This window comes from Amycolatopsis sp. WAC 01376, assembly GCF_003947415.1.
Lineage (GTDB): Bacteria > Actinomycetota > Actinomycetes > Mycobacteriales > Pseudonocardiaceae > Amycolatopsis.
Genome location: NZ_QHKL01000003.1, coordinates 682,902 through 700,094 on the forward strand (window position 1 = coordinate 682,902; position 17,193 = coordinate 700,094).

The 17,193-nt window shown below is 69.7% G+C and carries 19 protein-coding genes; 11 read left to right on the forward strand and 8 right to left on the reverse strand.

Annotated features, from left to right (window positions below; genetic code table 11):
- Positions 1-11: 11 nt before the first annotated feature.
- The 4 genes from DMH03_RS20005 to DMH03_RS20020 are packed head-to-tail and all read left to right on the forward strand — an operon-like array spanning position 12 to position 3,462.
- Complete coding sequence (locus DMH03_RS20005; RefSeq protein ID WP_125793515.1) at positions 12-1,190, forward strand: ArsA family ATPase; 1,179 nt, start codon at positions 12-14, stop codon at positions 1,188-1,190.
- Positions 1,187-1,609 (forward strand): hypothetical protein, encoded by a 423-nt coding sequence (locus DMH03_RS20010; protein ID WP_125793516.1) that lies wholly within the window; start codon positions 1,187-1,189, stop codon positions 1,607-1,609. The genes DMH03_RS20005 and DMH03_RS20010 overlap by 4 nt, the downstream gene beginning before the upstream one ends.
- Before the next feature lie 16 nt (positions 1,610-1,625).
- Positions 1,626-2,585 (forward strand): ROK family protein, encoded by a 960-nt coding sequence (locus tag DMH03_RS20015; protein ID WP_125793991.1) that lies wholly within the window; start codon positions 1,626-1,628, stop codon positions 2,583-2,585.
- A gap of 4 nt (positions 2,586-2,589) precedes the next feature.
- Complete coding sequence (locus DMH03_RS20020; protein ID WP_125793517.1) at positions 2,590-3,462, forward strand: NUDIX domain-containing protein; 873 nt, start codon at positions 2,590-2,592, stop codon at positions 3,460-3,462.
- 63 nt (positions 3,463-3,525) lie between these two features.
- Here DMH03_RS20020 and DMH03_RS20025 read toward each other — a convergent pair whose 3' ends face one another.
- Genes DMH03_RS20025 through DMH03_RS20035 form a run of 3 tightly spaced genes read right to left on the reverse strand, consistent with a single transcriptional unit; the run spans position 3,526 to position 5,959 of the window.
- A complete protein-coding gene (locus tag DMH03_RS20025; RefSeq protein ID WP_125793518.1) occupies positions 3,526-4,668 on the reverse strand; it encodes a glutamate--cysteine ligase in 1,143 nt (380 codons plus the stop codon).
- 20 nt (positions 4,669-4,688) lie between these two features.
- Positions 4,689-5,192 carry a hypothetical protein gene (locus DMH03_RS20030; protein ID WP_125793519.1) on the reverse strand — a complete coding sequence of 168 codons (504 nt, stop codon included), beginning with the start codon at positions 5,190-5,192 and terminating at the stop codon, positions 4,689-4,691.
- A complete protein-coding gene (locus tag DMH03_RS20035) occupies positions 5,189-5,959 on the reverse strand; it encodes a carboxylesterase (protein ID WP_125793520.1) in 771 nt (256 codons plus the stop codon). The genes DMH03_RS20030 and DMH03_RS20035 overlap by 4 nt, the downstream gene beginning before the upstream one ends.
- A gap of 214 nt (positions 5,960-6,173) precedes the next feature.
- On the opposite strand from DMH03_RS20035, the gene DMH03_RS20040 reads away from it, so the two are divergent.
- Both DMH03_RS20040 and DMH03_RS20045 read left to right on the forward strand, forming a co-directional pair.
- Positions 6,174-6,935, forward strand: a complete 762-nt coding sequence (locus DMH03_RS20040; RefSeq protein WP_125793521.1) for a 1-acyl-sn-glycerol-3-phosphate acyltransferase — start codon at positions 6,174-6,176, stop codon at positions 6,933-6,935.
- Between the two features lie 20 nt (positions 6,936-6,955).
- On the forward strand, positions 6,956-7,441 hold the full coding sequence (locus DMH03_RS20045; RefSeq protein ID WP_034322519.1) for a polyadenylate-specific 3'-exoribonuclease AS: 486 nt from the start codon (positions 6,956-6,958) through the stop codon (positions 7,439-7,441).
- A gap of 353 nt (positions 7,442-7,794) precedes the next feature.
- Here the strand turns inward: DMH03_RS20045 and DMH03_RS20050 are convergent, their stop codons facing one another.
- Positions 7,795-8,871, reverse strand: coding sequence for a 3-deoxy-7-phosphoheptulonate synthase (locus tag DMH03_RS20050; RefSeq protein ID WP_125793522.1), 1,077 nt, complete (start codon positions 8,869-8,871; stop codon positions 7,795-7,797).
- 282 nt (positions 8,872-9,153) lie between these two features.
- Between DMH03_RS20050 and DMH03_RS20055 the strand changes: the two genes are divergently transcribed.
- Positions 9,154-10,179: a 6-phosphofructokinase gene (locus tag DMH03_RS20055; RefSeq protein WP_125793523.1), complete on the forward strand. Its 1,026-nt coding sequence runs from the start codon at positions 9,154-9,156 to the stop codon at positions 10,177-10,179.
- A gap of 133 nt (positions 10,180-10,312) precedes the next feature.
- Positions 10,313-11,824: an amidohydrolase family protein gene (locus DMH03_RS20060; RefSeq protein ID WP_125793524.1), complete on the forward strand. Its 1,512-nt coding sequence runs from the start codon at positions 10,313-10,315 to the stop codon at positions 11,822-11,824.
- Between the two features lie 4 nt (positions 11,825-11,828).
- On the opposite strand, the gene DMH03_RS20065 is transcribed toward DMH03_RS20060, so the two are convergent.
- The 3 genes from DMH03_RS20065 to DMH03_RS20075 all read right to left on the reverse strand — a co-directional run bounded on the left by DMH03_RS20065 (position 11,829) and on the right by DMH03_RS20075 (position 14,289).
- Positions 11,829-12,266, reverse strand: a complete 438-nt coding sequence (locus DMH03_RS20065; RefSeq protein ID WP_125793992.1) for a VOC family protein — start codon at positions 12,264-12,266, stop codon at positions 11,829-11,831.
- A gap of 71 nt (positions 12,267-12,337) precedes the next feature.
- A complete protein-coding gene (locus DMH03_RS20070) occupies positions 12,338-13,780 on the reverse strand; it encodes an aromatic amino acid ammonia-lyase (RefSeq protein WP_125793525.1) in 1,443 nt (480 codons plus the stop codon).
- Positions 13,781-13,818: 38 nt separating this feature from the next.
- Positions 13,819-14,289 (reverse strand): group II truncated hemoglobin, encoded by a 471-nt coding sequence (locus DMH03_RS20075; RefSeq protein WP_125793526.1) that lies wholly within the window; start codon positions 14,287-14,289, stop codon positions 13,819-13,821.
- A gap of 105 nt (positions 14,290-14,394) precedes the next feature.
- On the opposite strand from DMH03_RS20075, the gene DMH03_RS20080 reads away from it, so the two are divergent.
- Positions 14,395-14,736, forward strand: a complete 342-nt coding sequence (locus DMH03_RS20080) for a helix-turn-helix domain-containing protein (protein ID WP_125785446.1) — start codon at positions 14,395-14,397, stop codon at positions 14,734-14,736.
- Here DMH03_RS20080 and DMH03_RS20085 read toward each other — a convergent pair.
- On the reverse strand, positions 14,730-15,038 hold the full coding sequence (locus DMH03_RS20085; protein ID WP_037304077.1) for a metalloregulator ArsR/SmtB family transcription factor: 309 nt from the start codon (positions 15,036-15,038) through the stop codon (positions 14,730-14,732). The genes DMH03_RS20080 and DMH03_RS20085 overlap by 7 nt on opposite strands.
- Positions 15,039-15,201: 163 nt before the next feature.
- On the opposite strand from DMH03_RS20085, the gene DMH03_RS20090 reads away from it, so the two are divergent.
- Positions 15,202-16,425, forward strand: coding sequence for a glycoside hydrolase family 18 protein (locus DMH03_RS20090; protein WP_125793527.1), 1,224 nt, complete (start codon positions 15,202-15,204; stop codon positions 16,423-16,425).
- Positions 16,426-16,524: 99 nt separating this feature from the next.
- Positions 16,525-17,190 carry a DUF2461 domain-containing protein gene (locus tag DMH03_RS20095; protein WP_125793528.1) on the forward strand — a complete coding sequence of 222 codons (666 nt, stop codon included), beginning with the start codon at positions 16,525-16,527 and terminating at the stop codon, positions 17,188-17,190.
- Positions 17,191-17,193: the final 3 nt, after the last annotated feature.

Consider the following 17,193-nt stretch of genomic DNA (forward strand, 5'->3'; position numbering starts at 1 on the left):
GAAGGGTAGGCATGCGGATCCTGCTGTTCACCGGCAAGGGGGGTGTCGGCAAGACCACGCTCGCCGCGGCGACGGCGGCGGCACTCGCCGGGCGGGGCAGGAAGACGCTCGTGGTCTCGACCGACCCGGCCCATTCCCTCGGTGACGCCTTCGGCCGCGCGCTCGGCGCCGCACCGTCCGAAGTGGACGATATCGTCGGTCCCTCCGCGGTAGGGAGTACGTCGGGACTTCTCCACGCCGCCCAGATCGACACCCGCGGCCTCGTCGACAGCACCTGGCGCGAACTCCGGCAGGAATTGCAGACCGCGCTCGCGGGGGCGGGCCTCGACTCGCTCGACGCCGAAGAACTCACCGTGGTGCCCGGCGTGGACGAACTCCTCGCGCTCACCGAGGTCCAGCGCCTCGCCGAACACGGTCCATGGGAGACGGTCGTCGTCGACTGTGGACCGACCGCGGAAACGCTGCGCCTGCTGGCTTTGCCCGAAGCCGTCTCCGGCTATCTGTCGAGGATGTTCAAACCGGGCGCGCGGCGGACGGCGGCCGACGCGGGGCGGCTCGGCGCGCATCTGGAGTCGCTTCGCACCCTGCTCACCGACCCGGCCACCACCACCGTACGGCTCGTGCTGACGCCGGAGCGCGTGGTCGTCGCGGAAGCCCGCCGCACCCTCAGTTCCCTTGCCCTGCGCGGGATCCTGGTCGACGGCCTGATCGTCAACCGGCTGATGCCCGCGCCCGGGTTCTGGCGCGGCGCCGCGGCCTCGTGGATGCGGACCAGGCGCACCCAGCAGAACGCCGTCCTCGCCGAGCTCGCCGACGCCGGTTTCGGGCCCGGACAGGTGAAGCCCGTCGAGCACCGCGCCGTCGAGCCGGTGGGGCTCGAGGCGTTGCAAGAAATCGCGTACGAGCTTTATCAGGGGCTTGATCCCTTGGCAGGCAACGAAAAAGGTGTCACCCCGCTGCTGCAGGTGTCCGAATCGGACGGTGGCTATCAGCTGCGGATCGCGGTGCCGCTGCACCGTGACTCCGAAGTGGACCTGGCCAGAGTGGACGATGATCTCGCCGTCACCGTGGACGGTTTCCGGCGGCTGATCGCGCTGCCGGAGATGTTGCGCCCGTGCCGGATCACCGGTGCGGAATCCGACGCGCACGGCCTGGTCGTGAGCCTGGCCGGGAACCGGGGACCCGGGTGAGCGAGTACAGCGAACACACGGAGGCCGACGGCCTCAAACTGGCCGAAGAGATCCGGCTGCTGGTCGAACTCGTCGTCGAGCACGCGGCGCCGTGGCTGGAGGGCCTGATCTCCGCCGGGCACGGCTGCTCGGAACACGACACGGACGGCGGCTGGTGCCCGCTCTGCGCGGTCGTCGGCGTCTTCCGAGGGGAGCGGCCCGAGTTCGTGGCACGGCTGATGGAGCAGGCCGCGCAGCTCGTCGCGCTGCTGCGGGCGGTGCTCGCCGATCGCTGGGAGCCCGAGGGCGGGGTGCACATGCCGGGGTTCCAGCCTGCGCGGAAGGAGCCGGCGCGGGAAGATGCGCCGGTGGGAGCTTCGCGGGTCCAGCACATCACGGTGACCAGGCGCGACGCTTGGCAGCCGGACCGGGAGAACTGAGTTGCTGACGGTAGGGGTGGACGTCGGGGGCACGAGTGTGCGCGCCGGCGTGGTGGACGAGCACGGCTCGCTGATGGACACCGCCAGGGTCGGCACGCCCAGCGGGGAGGACGCGCTCGAAGACGCCATCGCCGGCGTGGTCGAAGACCTCCGCAACCGGCACGAGGTCTCCGGTGTCGGGCTCGCGGTCGCCGGGTTCGTCGCCAAGGACCGGCGGACGGTGATGTTCGCGCCGCATCTGTCCTGGCGTGCCGCGCCGGTCGCCGAACGGATCGAGAAACGCGTCGGCCTGCCGGTGACCCTGGAACACGACGTGAACGCCGCGGCGATCGGCGAGTACCGCTTCGGGGCCGCCCGCGGCGCCCAGGTGGCCGCGCTGATCGCGCTCGGTACCGGGATCGGCGCGGGTCTGCTGCTCGACGGCAAGATCTACCGGGGCGCGTACGGCGTCGCCCCCGAACTCGGGCATCTCACGGTCGTTCCCGGCGGGCGGCCCTGCCCGTGCGGCAAGTACGGCTGCTGGGAGCGGTACTGCAGCGGGACCGCGCTGGCCGCGACCGCGGTGGAACTGCTCGCCCGGCACCCCGGCCGGTCGACCGTGCTGGCGCGGGAGACCAGGGGAGACCCCGGTTCGGTCACCGGCCGCCGGGTCGCCGGTGCCGCCCGCGACGGCGACCCGATCGCCCAGCGCGCGATGACCGAACTGGGCAAGTGGCTCGCCGAAGGGCTGGCGCTGGTCGCGGATGTCTTCGACCCGGAGATCATCGTGATCGGCGGCGGGGTGTCCGAATCGGCGCCGCTGTTCCTCGACGAGGCGCGAGAGCAGTACGCGGGCAAGATCACCGGCGCCGGGCACCGGCCGCTGGCCCGGATCCGCACCGCGCACCACGGGGACGACAGCACGATCGTCGGCGCGGCGGCGCTCGCCGTCGACGCGGCGAAGGCTCCCGGCGCCGAAGTCGGTGTGACAGGCTGAAGCCGTGACCCGGCAAGACGGCAACGGCTTCGTGAAATGCGACTTCGGGCATCTCCACTGGGGTTTGAACGGCGCCGCCGGGCTGCTGCTGTCCGATCCCGCGCGCGGTGTCCTGCTGCAACGCCGGGCTTGGTGGGTGCATCACGGGCGTACGTGGGCGCTGCCAGGGGGCGCCGTCGAGGCGGGGGAGAGCCCGCGTGAGGCCGCCACCCGCGAGGCGCACGAAGAGGCCGACATCCCGCCGTCGGGCGTCCGCGCGCTGGCCGCGTCGCACGTCGACCACGGGAACTGGCGCTACACCACGATCCTGGCCGCGCCGATCGGCACGCTTTCGGCCAGGGTGAAGAACGCGGAGAGCGCGGAACTGCGGTGGGTCCGGGCGGGCGAGGTCGCGGACTTCCGGCTGCACCGCGATTTCGCGGTGGCGTGGCCGGGATTGAAGGAACACTTGGATCGCGAACTGGTACTGGTGGTCGACGGCGCGAACGTCGTCGGGTCGCGGCCGGACGGCTGGTGGCGCGACCGGCGTGGCGCCGCGGAACGGTTGCGGGACAAGCTCGCGACCCTGGCCGGCACCGGGCTCGCCGATCCGGCGCTCCCGGGTGGCGGCGAATGGTCGTGGTGGCCGAGGGTCGTGCTGGTCGTCGAGGGGAAGGCGCGGGGAGTCGCGGCCGTGCCCGGCGTCGAGGTCGTCGACGCCGAGTCCGACGGGGACTCCCAGATCGTGGCCGTCGCGCGGAAGGCCAGGGAGGCCGGCCCGGACGACCACGTCGTCGTGGTGACCGCCGATCGCGAGCTGCGTTCCCGCGTCGAGGCGCTGGGTGCTTCGACCTTCGGCCCGAGCACCCTCCTTGGGCATCTCGACTCCCGCATTTAGTCCTCTGGATGCGGTCCTTGCACGCGCAACTACCGCATTCAGAGGACTAAATGCGGTCGGAGGTCAGGGGCGCGCGATCTTTCCGTCCCGCATTTCGGCGATGAGTGAAGCGACGACGGCGCGAAGGCTGCCGTTGTAGTGCTTCGCCACCGCGCGCTGACGCAGGTAGCTGGGCCCGTAGGCCAGGATCGTCTCGACCGACCGCAGTTCGTCGACGCAGTCCAGGCGCCGGGCGACCGGTTCGAGCCGCTCCAGCAGGTCGTAGGTGTCGTCGGTGACGAGCCGTTCGTTTCCGGCCGCGTCGAGGATGATGATCGCGTCGACGCCGTAACGCGCCGCGCGCCACTTGTTCTCCTGGACGTGCCAAGGCGGCAGCGTCGGCAGGATCTCGCCGTCTTCGAGGCGGGAATTGAAATCGTCGACGAGACATTGCGTCAGCGCCGCGATCGCGCCGACCTCCTCCAGCGTCGGCAATCCGTCGCACACCCGCATCTCGATCGTCCCGAAATGCGGGGCGGGCCGGACGTCCCAGCGGATCTCGGAGAAGTGGTCGATCACGCCCGTGGTGAACATGTCGTCGACGTAGCTCTCCAGCTCGGTCCACTTCCGGAACTGGAACGGCAGCCCGGCCGTCGGCAGCTGCTGGAACATCAGCGCGCGGTTCGACGCGTAGCCGGTGTCCTCCGCACCCCAGTACGGCGAAGACGCCGAAAGCGCTTGCAGGTGCGGCGCGTAGTTGAGCAGCGCGTCCAGGATCGGCAGGGCCTTGTCGCGATGGTCGACGCCGACGTGCACGTGGACGCCGTAGATCAGCATCTGCCGCCCCCACCACTGGGTCCGGTCGATGAGCTTGGCGTAGCGCTCCTTGTCGGTGACCTTCTGCTGGTACCACGTCGAGAACGGATGCGACCCGGCCGAGAACAGCTCGACGCCCAGCGGGTCGAGGACCGAATGGACGACGTCCAGCGACTCGTTCAGATCGGCCTTGACCTCGGCGATCGTGTCGCAGATCCCGCTGATCACCTCGATGGTGTTGAGCAGCAGCTCCTGCTTGATCTTCGGGTGCTCCTCCTCGCCGTCGGGCCGGACGGCGTCCAGCACCTGCTCCGCGACCGACGAAAGCTCACCGGTCCGCCGGTCGACGAGGGCGAGCTCCCATTCCGCGCCGACCGTCGACCGGCGCGAGGGAGTGAAGTCGATCTTCATGATCGGAATTGTCCGGCAGTTCAGACCTGGGCGCCGTTGTGCGGATCCGCGCCGGGCGGCGGCCCCTGGCGAACCCGCAGCAGGAGCAGGGCGATCGCGGTCGCGAGGGCGAGGATGCCGAGCGGGGTGCCGAGCCGCGTGCCCATGCCGATCAGATTGGGCGCGATCAGGAGCAGCAGGCCGACCACGAAGAACAGCAGGACGATGAAGGCGCCCTTGCGCGGACGCGGCAGGGGAGGCGGCTCGGGCGGCACGAAGTGGCCCTCGTCCTCACCCGGCCCGGCGGGATCGTCCTCGAAGAGGGTCTTGTCCCAGCTGGTGCCGCCGCCTCGCCAGCCCGCTTCGGATTCGGCGTCCGACTGCTCGGGCCGGGGTGCCTTCTCGGCGGGCTTTTCCCTCGTCTTCCCGGCCGGTTTCTCCAGGTCGTCTTCCGGGAACAGCCCGACGCCCTCCGCACGGAGGTCGGCCACGATCTCGGCGAACGTCGCGTCGACGTCCTCCGGCCCGTCCTTGCCTCTGCTCATCCGGCGTCCACCTGTCCCGCCCGGCGCACGGACCGGGCGAAGTCCACCGTACGCGTGAAGATCAGGCCCGCGTCGTGGTCTTGCGTGGCGACGTGGAAGCTGTTCTCCAGCACCACCTCGGTCACGTCATCGCTGCCGATCCCGTCGAGGATCACCTGGGAGTTGACCGGCTCCACGATGTGGTCGACGGCCGAATGGAGCAGGAGCACGGGCTGGGTCACCTTGCCCAGATCCGCGCGGGTGAGCTTCCACAGCTTCGCCAGGCTCGCCGCGGCGCGCACAGGCGTCCGCGAGTAGGCCAGCTCCGTCTCGCCCGGCTTCGCGATGTCGTTGGCCACGCCCGGCACCGACGGCAGGATCCGCGACAGGACGGGCAGCAGTTTGGCGTCCCACCGCAGGGTCAGCACCGACGGGTTCACCAGCACGATGCCGGCGATCCGGTCGCCGAACTCCTCGGCCAGCCGCAGCGTCAGCGTCCCGCCCATCGACATCCCGGCGACGAACACCGTGTCGCAGGTCGAGAAGAGCGCCAGCAGCTCTTCGCGGACCGCGCCGTACCAGTCTTCCCAGCCTGTCCGGTTCATGTCCTGCCACCGGGTCCCGTGCCCGGGGAGCAGCGGGCAACGCACCGTGTAACCGGCCTCGGCCAGATGGTCGCCCCAGGGCCGCATACTCGCGGGGGTGCCGGTGAACCCGTGGCACAGCAGGAACCCTGCTTCGGACGAACCGGTGTGAGCGAACGGTTCCGCGCCGGCGAGGACGGCCATGCGATCGCCTTCCGTGAGAGCTGGGTAGGTCTACTATGTTCGCACGACCGGAGCGGCTTGTGGGCCCCCGGCCACTGCCGGAATCAGGCCGGATCGGGTGTGAGATCCGTCGCTGGCCGCGGGTAACCGGGTGGACTTCGTTGTGCCAAGAGTGCGCGATTCGTAGTCTTGACCATCGGGCGCGGGGGTTGAGCTGCTAGGAGGAGTTTTCGCAGTGCTGTACTGGCTCATGAAACACGTGTTTATCGGGCCACTGCTCAAGGCGCTGTGGCCCACCAAAGTCGTCGGCGCGGAGAACATCCCCGACGACGGTGGCGCGATCCTCGCGGGCAACCACCTCGCGGTGGCCGACTCCTTCTTCATGCCGCTGCGCGTCAAGCGCAAGGTGACCTTCCCGGCCAAATCGGAGTATTTCACCGAAAGAGGCTTCAAGGGCCTGTTGAAGAAGTGGTTCTTCACCGGCGTCGGCCAGTTCCCGATCGACCGTTCCGGCGGCAACGCCGCACAGGCCGCGCTCGACACCGCGACCCGGCTGGTCCGCGAAGGGCACCTCCTCGGCATCTACCCCGAAGGCACCCGCTCCCCGGACGGCCGCCTGTACAAGGGCAAGACCGGCGTCGCGCGGATCGCGCTGGAGTCCGGCGGCGTCGTGGTCCCGGTGGCCATGGTCGGCACCGACAAGGTGAACCCGATCGGCTCGAAGATGTGGTGGCCGCGCCGCCTCGAGATCCGCTTCGGCAAGCCGCTCGACTTCTCGCGCTACGAAGGCCTCGCCGGCGACAGGTTCATCGAGCGGTCCATCACCGACGAGATCATGTACGCCCTCATGGAGCTCTCCGGCCAGGAGTACGTCGACATCTACGCCGCCAAGGCGAAGGAACTGCTCGCCGCCGAGGAGGCGGGAATCCGCCCCAAGGTGCCCGCGCAGCCGTCCGCCCACGACGTCGCCCGTATCCCGGACACCAAGGTCGGCTGAGGCCCCACTAGGGTTCTCCGGTGCGCTTTTTCTACGACACCGAATTCATTGAGGACGGCGTGACCATCGATCTGGTGTCGATCGGTGTCGTGGACGAAAGAGGCCGCGAGTTCTACGCGGTCTCGACCGATTTCGATCCCGGCAAGGCGGGCCCCTGGGTCCGCGACCACGTGCTCCCGAAACTCCCGTCGCCAGCCGACCCGGCGTGGCGCAGCCGCGAGAAGATCCGCACGGACCTGCTCGAGTTCTTCGGCAAGCCGCCAGGCGGGATCGAACTGTGGGCCTGGTTCGCCGCCTACGACCACGTCGCGCTGGCGCAACTGTGGGGTCCGATGCCCGCGCTGCCGCGCCAGCTGCCGCGCTTCACGCGTGACCTGCGGCAACGCTGGGAGGACGCGGGCAAGCCGAAGCTGCCCGCCGCCCCGGACGACCAGCACGACGCGCTGGCCGACGCGCGGCACAACTACCAGCGGTGGCAGATCATCGAGTCTTACTGGCACCGGTAGGTCCCTGCCTGAAGTACGTGAAGGCCCCCTTCCTGTACCTAGGCGCAAGGATGGGGTCCTTCATGTACTTGGGCTGGCCTTCACGTGCGGCGCTTGTGACTGGTGCGGCTGCTGGGACTGGAGTGGCGGTCCAGAGTCCGTGAAGGCCTCCTTCACTACCCTCAAGGTAGGGAAGGAGGCCCTCACTACGAATGGGCCTGACGCAAAGGACGCCATCCCCGCGTGCCATGCGACGAAAGCTCCCTTCGCGGCTTAAGCCCCTGGCCTCCCACCCCGCCGCGCCATGCAAGGAACGGTCCTTTCATGGCAAATTTTGCAAGTAAAGGACCGTTCATTGCAGCCGCCGGGATCCGTCAGCGGCGCGAGTCCACCGCCTTCGCGAGCGTGTCCAGCAGTTCCGCGGTCGTCTCCCAGCCGAGGCAGGCGTCCGTGATCGACTGCCCGTAGGTCAGCGACGAAGCCGAGCCCAGCGTCAGGTCCTGCCGGCCCGCCACCAGGAAGCTTTCCAGCATCAGCCCCGCGATGCCCCGCTCACCGGCGCCGATCCGCCCGGCGAGTTCGCGGACGACCGAAGCCTGGCGCACGTGGTCCTTGGCGCTGTTGCCGTGGCTCGCGTCGATGATCACGCGCTCCGGCAGCCCGGACTTCGCGAGCCGCGCCAGCGTGTCCGCCACTGTCGCGGCGTCGTAGTTCGGACCGGCGGAGCTGCCGCGCAGGATCACGTGACAGTCCTCGTTGCCCGCGGTGGTGATCAGCGCGGCGAGCCCGTCGGGGTTGATCCCGGCGAAGACGTGGCTCGCGCCGGCCGCGCGGGTGGCGTCGACGGCGACCCGGACGTCGCCCTCGGTCGAGTTCTTGATCCCGACCGGCATCGACAGCGCGCTGCACAGCTGCCGGTGCACCTGGCTCGCCGCGGTCCGCGCGCCGATGGAACCCCAGGTCACGGTGTCGGAGATGAACTGCGGGGTGATCGGGTCGAGGAATTCGCAGCCGACCGGCAGCCCGAGCGCCGAGATGTCGAGCAGCAGTTTGCGCGCCATCCGGAGACCGTGGTTGACCTCGTAGGTGCCGTCGAGGCCGGGGTCGTTGATCAGGCCCTTCCAGCCGAGCGTGGTCCGCGGCTTCTCGAAGTAGACGCGCATGACGATGTGCAGGTCGCGGCGGTGTTCTTCGGCCTTGGCGGCGAGGCGGCGGGCGTAGTCGAGCGCGGCGTCCGTGTCGTGCACCGAGCAGGGCCCGACGACGACGAGGAGCCGGTCGTCCCGGCCGTCGAGGATGTCGACGGCCGAGGCCCGCCCGGCTAGGACGGTATCGGCGATTTCCGCCGTCATCGGATGTTCGTGCCGCAGCATCGCGGGCGACAGCAGCGGGTCGATGGCCGCCGTGCGGTGCCCGTCGAGGGCGATCAGGGTGTCAGCGGAGGGAGACATCGCGGGTCTGGTTCCTTTCGAAAGGGATACCGACCCGCGGGAACACGCCGAGCCGGTGTGATTCCGGCTCGGGGTGGAGGTCAGCGCAGGTTCACGCCGCCGTGCCCACCCGGGGCCGGCTTCGTAAACCAGAAATAGCGCTGCACGGCGCCAAGCTAGCACATCGCGGACGTGGACCGATTCCCGAGGTGGTCCGCCCTGCACCGATCCAGAGAACTCCCGCTACGCTGGCGGCGGGACATGTGACTGTCATCTCTACGGAACACAAGACGGAGGCTTCTCATGCGTGTCGGTGTGCTGACCGGCGGTGGCGACTGCCCGGGGCTCAACGCGGTGATCCGCGCTGTGGTGCGCAAGGGCATCGAGGTACACGGCTGGGACATCGTCGGGTTCCGCAACGGCTGGAACGGTCCCCTCACCGGGGACAGCCGCCCGCTCGGCCTGAACGACGTCGAGGACATCCTGACCCGCGGCGGCACGATCCTGCGTTCGTCGCGGACCAACCCGTACAAGGTCGAGGGCGGGGTCGACAAGATCAAGGCCGTGCTCGCCGAGCAGCAGGTCGACGCGCTGATCGCGATCGGCGGCGAAGACACCCTCGGCGTCGCGAAGCGGCTCACGGACGACGGTATCGGCGTCGTCGGGGTGCCCAAGACGATCGACAACGACCTCGGCGCCACCGACTACACGTTCGGCTTCGACACGGCTGTCTCGATCGCCACCGAGGCCATCGACCGGCTGCACACCACGGCCGAGTCGCACCACCGCGCCCTCGTCGTCGAGGTCATGGGCCGTCACGCGGGCTGGATCGCGCTGCACTCCGGTCTCGCCGGGGGCGCGAGCGTGATCCTGGTGCCGGAGCGGCACTTCAGCGTCGACCAGGTCGTCTCGTGGGTCGAGCGCCGCTTCGAGAAGGAGTACGCGCCGATCATCGTGGTCGCCGAGGGCGCGCTGCCCGAGGGCGGCGAGGAGAAGCTGCTGACCGGTGAGAAGGACGCCTTCGGGCATGTCCGGCTCGGCGGCATCGGCACCTGGCTGGCCGACGAGATCGCCGCCCGCACCGGCAAGGAGTCCCGTGCGGTCGTGCTCGGGCACGTCCAGCGCGGCGGCACCCCGACGGCGTACGACCGCGTGCTCGCCACCCGGTTCGGGCTCAACGCCGTCGACGCCGTCGCCGACGGTGATTTCGGCGTGATGACCGCGCTGCGCGGCACCGACATCGTCCGCGTCAAGCTCTCCGAGGCGACCGCCGAGCTGAAGACCGTCCCGGTCGAGCGGTACGAAGAGGCCGAGGTCTTCTTCGGCTGAGCCGTGTTTCAGGAGAAGGCCCCTTACTTTGTGCTGAGCTCGGGTAAGGGGCCTTCGCTTTCCTTGCGGCGCCTCCATCTCGGCGAGTTGAATCGGCCGCCTGGGGGATCTGGGTGGAAGGGCGGCGGTTCTCATGGCGGGTGCGGGATCCAGCAGGCGCGAGTTCCTGAGATGGCTGGCCGCCGGCGGGACCGGGGTGGCGCTCGCCGGGCTGCTGCCCGGTACAGCCGCCGCGGACACGGTCGAGATCGTCGTCATCGACCGGGTCACGCTGATCGACGGCACGGGTTCGGCGCCGCGGCGTGACGTCTCGGTCGTGCTCGCCGGCGACCGGATCGCCTGGGTCGGCGCCTCCGGCCAGGTTCCGGAAACCGGTGGCGCCCGGGTGATCGACGGCCGCGGCAAGTACCTCATCCCCGGGCTCTGGGACATGCACACCCACGGCGCGGACCTGGAAGAGATCGTCCCGCCGCTGCACCTCGTCCACGGCGTCACGGGCGCCCGTGAGATGTGGGGGTACGCGGAGAACCGCGCGACCAGGGACAAGATCGAACGCGGCGAGCTGCTCGGCCCGCGGTTCGTCCTGGCGAGCGGGATCGTCGACGGGCCGGTCACGCTCCTTGGCCCGCCGGTGCTCCAGGTGACGACGGCGGCCGAGGCGCGGGCCGCCGTCCGCGCGGAGAAGGCCGCGGGCGCCGAGTTCGTGAAGACCTACTCCTACCTCGGGTCCGACGCCGTGCGAGCGATCGCGGACGAGGCGCGCCACCAGGGCCTGAGGTTCTCCGGGCATTGGCCGTACAAGCTGTCGCACCGCGAGGCGAGCGACCTCGGCCAGCACAGCTTCGAGCATTTCTTCGGGGTGTCCGTCCACTGTTCGTCCCGGCGCGACGAGATCCTCGGCAGGCTGAAAACGACGCCGTACGACCCAGCGGCTCCGCGTGCCTTCTTCAACCTCGCGCGGCAACTGGAGTTCGAATCGGTCACCACGTACGACCCCGGAGTGGCGCGGGCCTACTTCGGCGGGCTGCGGTGCAACGGCACCTGGCACTCGCCGACGCTGACGATCAACCGGGTGGTCACCCAGCCCGCCGAAACCCACCAGCAGGACCCCCGGCTGAAATACGTCCCCGCGGACCTGCGCGAGAGCTGGGTCAAGGGCATCGAATTGTTCGCGCCGAAGACGCCGTCGGAGATCGCCCTTCAGGAGCGGTACTACCAGGAGACGCTGCGGCTGGTCGGCGTCGCGCACGAAGCGGGCGTCGGGCTCATCGGCGGCACCGACTGCCTCAACCCGTACACCTTCCCCGGCAGCGGACTGCACGAGGAGCTCGGCTTCCTGGTCGAGGCCGGGCTTTCGCCGGTGCGGGCGTTGAAGACCGTCACCGGCGACGCCGCGAAGTTCCTCGGCAGGGAAAGGACTTCGGGCACCGTCGCGGCGGGGAAGGAGGCGGATCTCGTGCTGCTGGACGCGAACCCGGCCGCCGACATCCGCAACGTCGCGAAGATCGACACCGTCATCACCCGCGGCCGCGTGCTCGACAGGGCTGAGCGAGGGCGGATGCTCGCCGCCGTCGAGGCCGCCGCGAACCGGCCCGCGACGAGTCCCCGGATCCGGGCCCTCGCCCGGCGGGGTTGTTGCTGCTGAGGTGTCAGCCGAGCTTCTCGGCCAGCTCGATGATGATCCCGTCGGGGCCGCGAAGGTAGCAGAGCCGAAAGGTGTCCTCGTAGTTCACGACTTCGCCCACGAGCGTGCCTCCGTGGGGCCGCACCCGGTCGAGGACGCCTTCGATGTCGTCGACCTGGAAGGCGAGGTGGCGCAGACCGAGCGTGTTGGCCGGAGCGTGCGAGTCGCCGGAGTGGGACTCGGGGGTGAGGTACTGGATGAGCTCGAGCCGCCCGTCGCCGCCGGGGACGCGCACCATCGCGATCTCCGATTTGGCCTGCCCGACCGCGGTGATGCGGTCCGCCAGGTCGCTCTCCATCGTCATCTTGCCTTCCAGTTCGAGGCCGAACTCGACGAAGAACGCGACGGCGGCCGTGAGGTCGCTGACGATGACGCCGACGTGGTCCAGCTGCCGGATGCCCATGGTGATCTCCTCGCTGTGGTGTGTGCTGCCCCGGGGACGACGCCGTCCGGCGGTTCTCGACATCGGAGGAGTCAGATGAGCGAGAAGGTGTCCAAAAGCGAGACGGCGCGCGCGATGTCCTCGGTGAGTGGCCGGTCCTCGACGCTCGGATCGAGCACGGCGGCGGCGGTCTCGTAGGCGTCCCGCGCGGGCAGGGAGACGAGTTCGGCCTTCCGCATCCGCAGCGCCCGGACGGCCGCGACCAGCTCACACGCCAGGACCTGTTGGTAGGCCGTCCCGGCCGCGGTCGCCGCCCGCGCGGCCTGGGTGGAGAAGCTCGCGTGGTCTTCGATCCCGCGCGAGACGACGGCGGTGCCCAGCGTCGCCGGGAGCGCGGCCTGCCGGAGTTCGGTGAGCGCGTCGTGGGCGACGTACTCCAGGATCATCACGCCCGAACTGCCCGACGGCCCGGCCGCGAGGAACGGCCGCAGCCCGGTGAACTCCGGTTCCACCAGGTCGCCGAGGCGGGCCACCGACAGCTCCGCGACCTGGTGGACGGTCGCCCGCACCTGGTCGAGCGCGGTCGAGACGTACGCGGTGTGGAAATGCGCGTGGTGGTAGGCGTCCTGGTGCACCGTCGAGATCATCGGGTTCTCGGTGCTGGCGTTGATCTCCACCGCGAGCACGTCGCGCAGATAGTGGATCGCGTCCAGCGCCGGCCCCTGAACCTGCGGGAAAGCGCGGAGCCCGAACGGGTCCTGGATGCGCCTGCCGGGTTTGGGCGTGCCCTCCATCCCGAGCAGTCGCCGCATCTCCGCCGCGCACGCGACCTGCCCGGCGTGCGGACGCGCTTCGTGCACAGGAGTCGCGTACGCCTCCGGGTTCCCGTCGAGCGCGATGTAGGTCAGTGCCGCGACCACGTGACTCGCCCGCGTCAGCGTGTCGAGCCGCATCGCCGCGAGCGTCGCTTCGGCCAGGGTGGCGGCGTTGCTGCTCATGAACGCGAGCGCGTCACCGGCCTGCACGGGTACCGGCGGCACACCGCCGGTCAGCCACGGCCGTTCGCCGGTGAGGGCGAGCGCGGTCTCCGCGAGCGGGGCGAGGTCGCCGGTGCCGATCGCGCCGAGCCGGTGCACCAGCGGCAGCGACCCGGTCCGCACCGCGGCGGCCAGCGCCCCGATCAGCTCCGGGCTGAGCCCGGACCGTCCGGCCAGCAGCTGGTTGAGCCGGATCAGCATCATCCCCCTGGTCTGGGCGGGGGACATGACATCGCCGCTGCCGCCGGCGTGACTGCGCAGCAGCCGCAGCCCGTGATCCGGCGACTCGCCTTCGCCGACCGGATCCTCCTTGTTGGCGCCGACGCCGGTGGTGCGGCCGTAGACGATCCGCCGCGTGCTCAGCTCCTCGGCGAGTTTCCACGCGCTTTCGGCGCCGCGCAGCGCGGCGATGGAAACGTCAATGCCCAGCGGCCCCTCGGTGCCCGCGGCGGTCACGACGTCCGCGCAGCGCAGGGTCCGGCCGTCGACCCGGATCACGGCGGCCTCCTTTCCCGACCGCCCCACTATGACCGCACTCAGTCCGACGGCGGCTGCCAGGGCGGGCGGTTGCCCCAGTCCCACTTCGGCATCGGCTCGGGCACGGTGACCTCGCGGCCGGGCTGGGAGAACATCACCGCGAGCCTGCTGCCCCATTCGACGTAGGCGGCGAACGCGGAGCGGAACTCGGGGTCGGCGGGCAGCCCTGCCTCGTCGGCGGCGTCGAAGAGCAGGTTCACCCAACGGCGGCGCTGCTCTTCGGTGATGGCGCGACCGAGATGCCGTCCGACCATGTGCCGGTGACCGCCGTGGTCGTGACTGTAGGTCTCGGGGCCGCCGAACACCTCGGCGAGCCAGACCGCCACGTGCTCGGGATGGCCGGGGTCCATCTGGCGGAAGACGGGCTCCAGCAACGGGTCCTTCAGCACGTGGCCGTAGAAGACGGCCGTCAGCCGTCGCAAGGCGTCCAGCCCGCCCGCCCATTCGTACAACGTCGGCGTCTCGGTCACGTAGGGTCCTCCCAGCGGCGATGATCTCCCGGTCGGGCAAGGCAACCATCCTCCGGCCGCTCCGGACAACCGCTTACTTTTCGGTGCGTACCAACGGGAGTGGCGATGAAGCGGTACCACTGCGCGGTCGAGCTCGCCGTCGACGTCATCGGCGGCAAGTGGAAGCCGGTGATCCTCTCGCATCTGAAGGAAGGGGTGCATCGGTACGGCGAACTGCGGCGCCGGATGCCGGGCGTCAGCGAGAAGATGCTGACCCAGCACCTGCGCGAACTGGAGGCGGACGGCCTCGTGCTCCGCGAGAGCCGGGAAGGCCGGGTGCCGCACGTCGAGTACCGGCTCACCGAGGAAGGGGAGCGGTTACGCCCCGCACTCCAGGCGCTCTACGACTGGGGGACGCGGCGCGCGGCCGACCGCGGAATCCCGTTCGAGCCGTTACCTATTCACTGACTGTCTTCGTCGAGGTGCCGCTCGAGCGCGTCGATCCGGCCTTCCCAGAACCGGCGGTACGGCGCGAGCCAGGCGTCGACCTCCGCGAGCGGCTCCGGGCGGAGCCGGTAGCAGCGGCGCTGGGCGGCGACGCGGACGGTGACCAGACCCGCCTCGCGTAGGACACGCAGGTGCTTCGATACGGCCGGTTGGCTCAATTCGAGGACCTCGACCAGCTCGTTGACCGACCGTTCGCCATCGCGCAAGAGGTCCAGGATGGTCCTCCGCCGCGGCTCGGCGAGGATCTCGAAAGTCTGCATCATCCGGGAAATGTGCCCCGCGCGGCATATTTCCGTCAAGGAATGTTCGAAAATGTCCATCCGAAAGTCGCGGTCTGAACCATTGACGAAGTGGTCTAGTCCACTTAATTTGTGCGTGTCCCGCCGCAGTCCTCTCGTCACCGCAGGTGACCGTGAAGGGAGAACGATGTCCCGTTTGAGCAGGCTCACCGCGATCGTGGGTGCCGCGGCCGTCGCGCTGGGCGCGCTGGCCGTCGCCGCCCCGGCGCAGCAGGCGACCGCCGCTCCCGACGCACCGGACGCCTCGGTCGGCAAGGTACTCGGGTACTTCGCCGAATGGGGCGTCTACCAGCGGAACTACCATGTGAAGAACATCGACACCTCCGGTTCGGCGAACAAGCTGACGCATATCAACTACTCGTTCGGCAACGTGACGAACGGTGGCTGCGCGATCGGCGACGCGGAAGCGGCGACCAGCAAGTTCTACGACGCCGCCGGCAGTGTCGACGGGGTCGCCGACAGCTGGGACAACGGCGCGCTGCGCGGGAACTTCAACCAGCTGAAGAAGCTCAAGGTCAAGCACCCGAACCTCAAGGTGCTGTGGTCCTTCGGCGGCTGGACCTGGTCCGGTGGCTTCGGCGAGGCGGCGAAGAACCCCGCCAAGTTCGCGGAGTCCTGCTACAACCTGGTCAACGACCCGCGCTGGGCCGGCGTCTTCGACGGCATCGACATCGACTGGGAGTACCCGAACGCCTGCGGTCTCTCCTGTGACACCAGCGGCGCGGCGGCCATCAAGAACCTCGCGCAGGCCCTGCGGGAGAAGTTCGGCTCGAAGCTCGTCACCGCCGCGATCACCGCGGACGGCACCGACGGCGGCAAGATCGACGCCGCGGACTACGGCGGCGCTTCGCAGTACTTCGACTGGTACAACGTCATGACCTACGACTACTTCGGCGCCTGGGCCGCGCAGGGCCCGACCGCGCCGCATTCGCCGCTGAACGACTACGCGGGCATCCCGACCGCCGGCTTCCACTCCGACGCGGCGATCCAGAAGCTGAAGAGCAAGGGCGTTCCGGCGGGCAAACTGCTGCTGGGTATCGGTTTCTACGGCCGCGGCTGGACCGGTGTCACCCAGGACGCCACCACCGGCACCGCCACCGGCGCGGCGCAGGGCACCTACGAGGCGGGTATCGAGGACTACAAGATCCTGAAGACCACGTGCCCGGCCACCGGCACCGTCGCGGGTACGGCGTACGCGAAGTGCGGAAACAACTGGTGGAGCTACGACACCCCGGCGACCATCGGCGGCAAGGTCGCCTACGCCAAGAACCAGGGTCTCGGCGGTGCCTTCTTCTGGGAGCTGTCCGGTGACACGACCGACGGCGAGCTGATCACCGCGCTGGCCAAGTAAGCCTCTCTCGGGCGCGCGTGAAGGCCCCCTTCCCTCGGCTCAGCCGAGGGAAGGGGGCCTTCACGCGCTTCTGTCGGGGGTGGGGATTAACGTCACCGCATGGGTTTCGAGGGTTTCGGCGAGTACGCCATCGACTTCTACGACGGTCTCGAGGCGGACAACTCCAAGTCCTATTGGGACGCGAACCTCGCCACCTACAAGGCCGACGTCCGCGCGCCGATGGAGGCGCTGCTCGCCGAGCTGGTGCCGGAGTTCGGCGACGGCTTCGGCGAGGGAAAGGTGTTCCGCCCGTATCGCGACGTCCGGTTCGCCAAGGACAAGACGCCGTACAAGACCCATTGCGGCGCGGTGATCGAGCAGGGCCGCGGTGGCGGCGCGTACTACGTCGAGGTCGGCCCGGCCGGGCTGCGTGTCGGTGGCGGCTGCTTCCACTTCGAGTCCGATCAGCTCGCCCGCTTCCGCAAGGCCGTCGACACCGAACTGCGCGGCGCCGAACTGGCCAAGATCCTCGCGAAGCTGGAGAAGGCGGGCTGGGAGGTCAAGGGGGACAGGCTCAAGTCGAAGCCGCGCGGGTTCGCCGAGGATCATCCCCGCATCGACCTGCTGAGGTACCGCTCGGTGTACGCCGTCCGCGGCTGGGAACCGGACGACGTCCTGCACGAACGGGGCGCGCTCGACCGGGTGCGAAAGGCATGGCGGCAGGTCCGCGCGTTCAACGAGTGGGCCCGTGACCGGGTCGGGCCGAGCGAGAAGCCGCGACGATAACCG

Coding starts and splice junctions, on each gene's coding strand:
- DMH03_RS20055 (WP_125793523.1), top strand. CDS start 9,154: ATGCGTGTCGGTGTGCTGACCGGCGGTGGCGACTGCCCGGGGCTCAAC.
- DMH03_RS20090 (WP_125793527.1), top strand. CDS start 15,202: ATGTCCCGTTTGAGCAGGCTCACCGCGATCGTGGGTGCCGCGGCCGTC.
- DMH03_RS20035 (WP_125793520.1), bottom strand. CDS start 5,959: ATGGCCGTCCTCGCCGGCGCGGAACCGTTCGCTCACACCGGTTCGTCC.
- DMH03_RS20065 (WP_125793992.1), bottom strand. CDS start 12,266: ATGGGCATCCGGCAGCTGGACCACGTCGGCGTCATCGTCAGCGACCTC.
- DMH03_RS20060 (WP_125793524.1), top strand. CDS start 10,313: ATGGCGGGTGCGGGATCCAGCAGGCGCGAGTTCCTGAGATGGCTGGCC.
- DMH03_RS20095 (WP_125793528.1), top strand. CDS start 16,525: ATGGGTTTCGAGGGTTTCGGCGAGTACGCCATCGACTTCTACGACGGT.
- DMH03_RS20050 (WP_125793522.1), bottom strand. CDS start 8,871: ATGTCTCCCTCCGCTGACACCCTGATCGCCCTCGACGGGCACCGCACG.
- DMH03_RS20080 (WP_125785446.1), top strand. CDS start 14,395: ATGAAGCGGTACCACTGCGCGGTCGAGCTCGCCGTCGACGTCATCGGC.
- DMH03_RS20005 (WP_125793515.1), top strand. CDS start 12: ATGCGGATCCTGCTGTTCACCGGCAAGGGGGGTGTCGGCAAGACCACG.
- DMH03_RS20085 (WP_037304077.1), bottom strand. CDS start 15,038: ATGATGCAGACTTTCGAGATCCTCGCCGAGCCGCGGCGGAGGACCATC.
- DMH03_RS20025 (WP_125793518.1), bottom strand. CDS start 4,668: ATGAAGATCGACTTCACTCCCTCGCGCCGGTCGACGGTCGGCGCGGAA.
- DMH03_RS20030 (WP_125793519.1), bottom strand. CDS start 5,192: ATGAGCAGAGGCAAGGACGGGCCGGAGGACGTCGACGCGACGTTCGCC.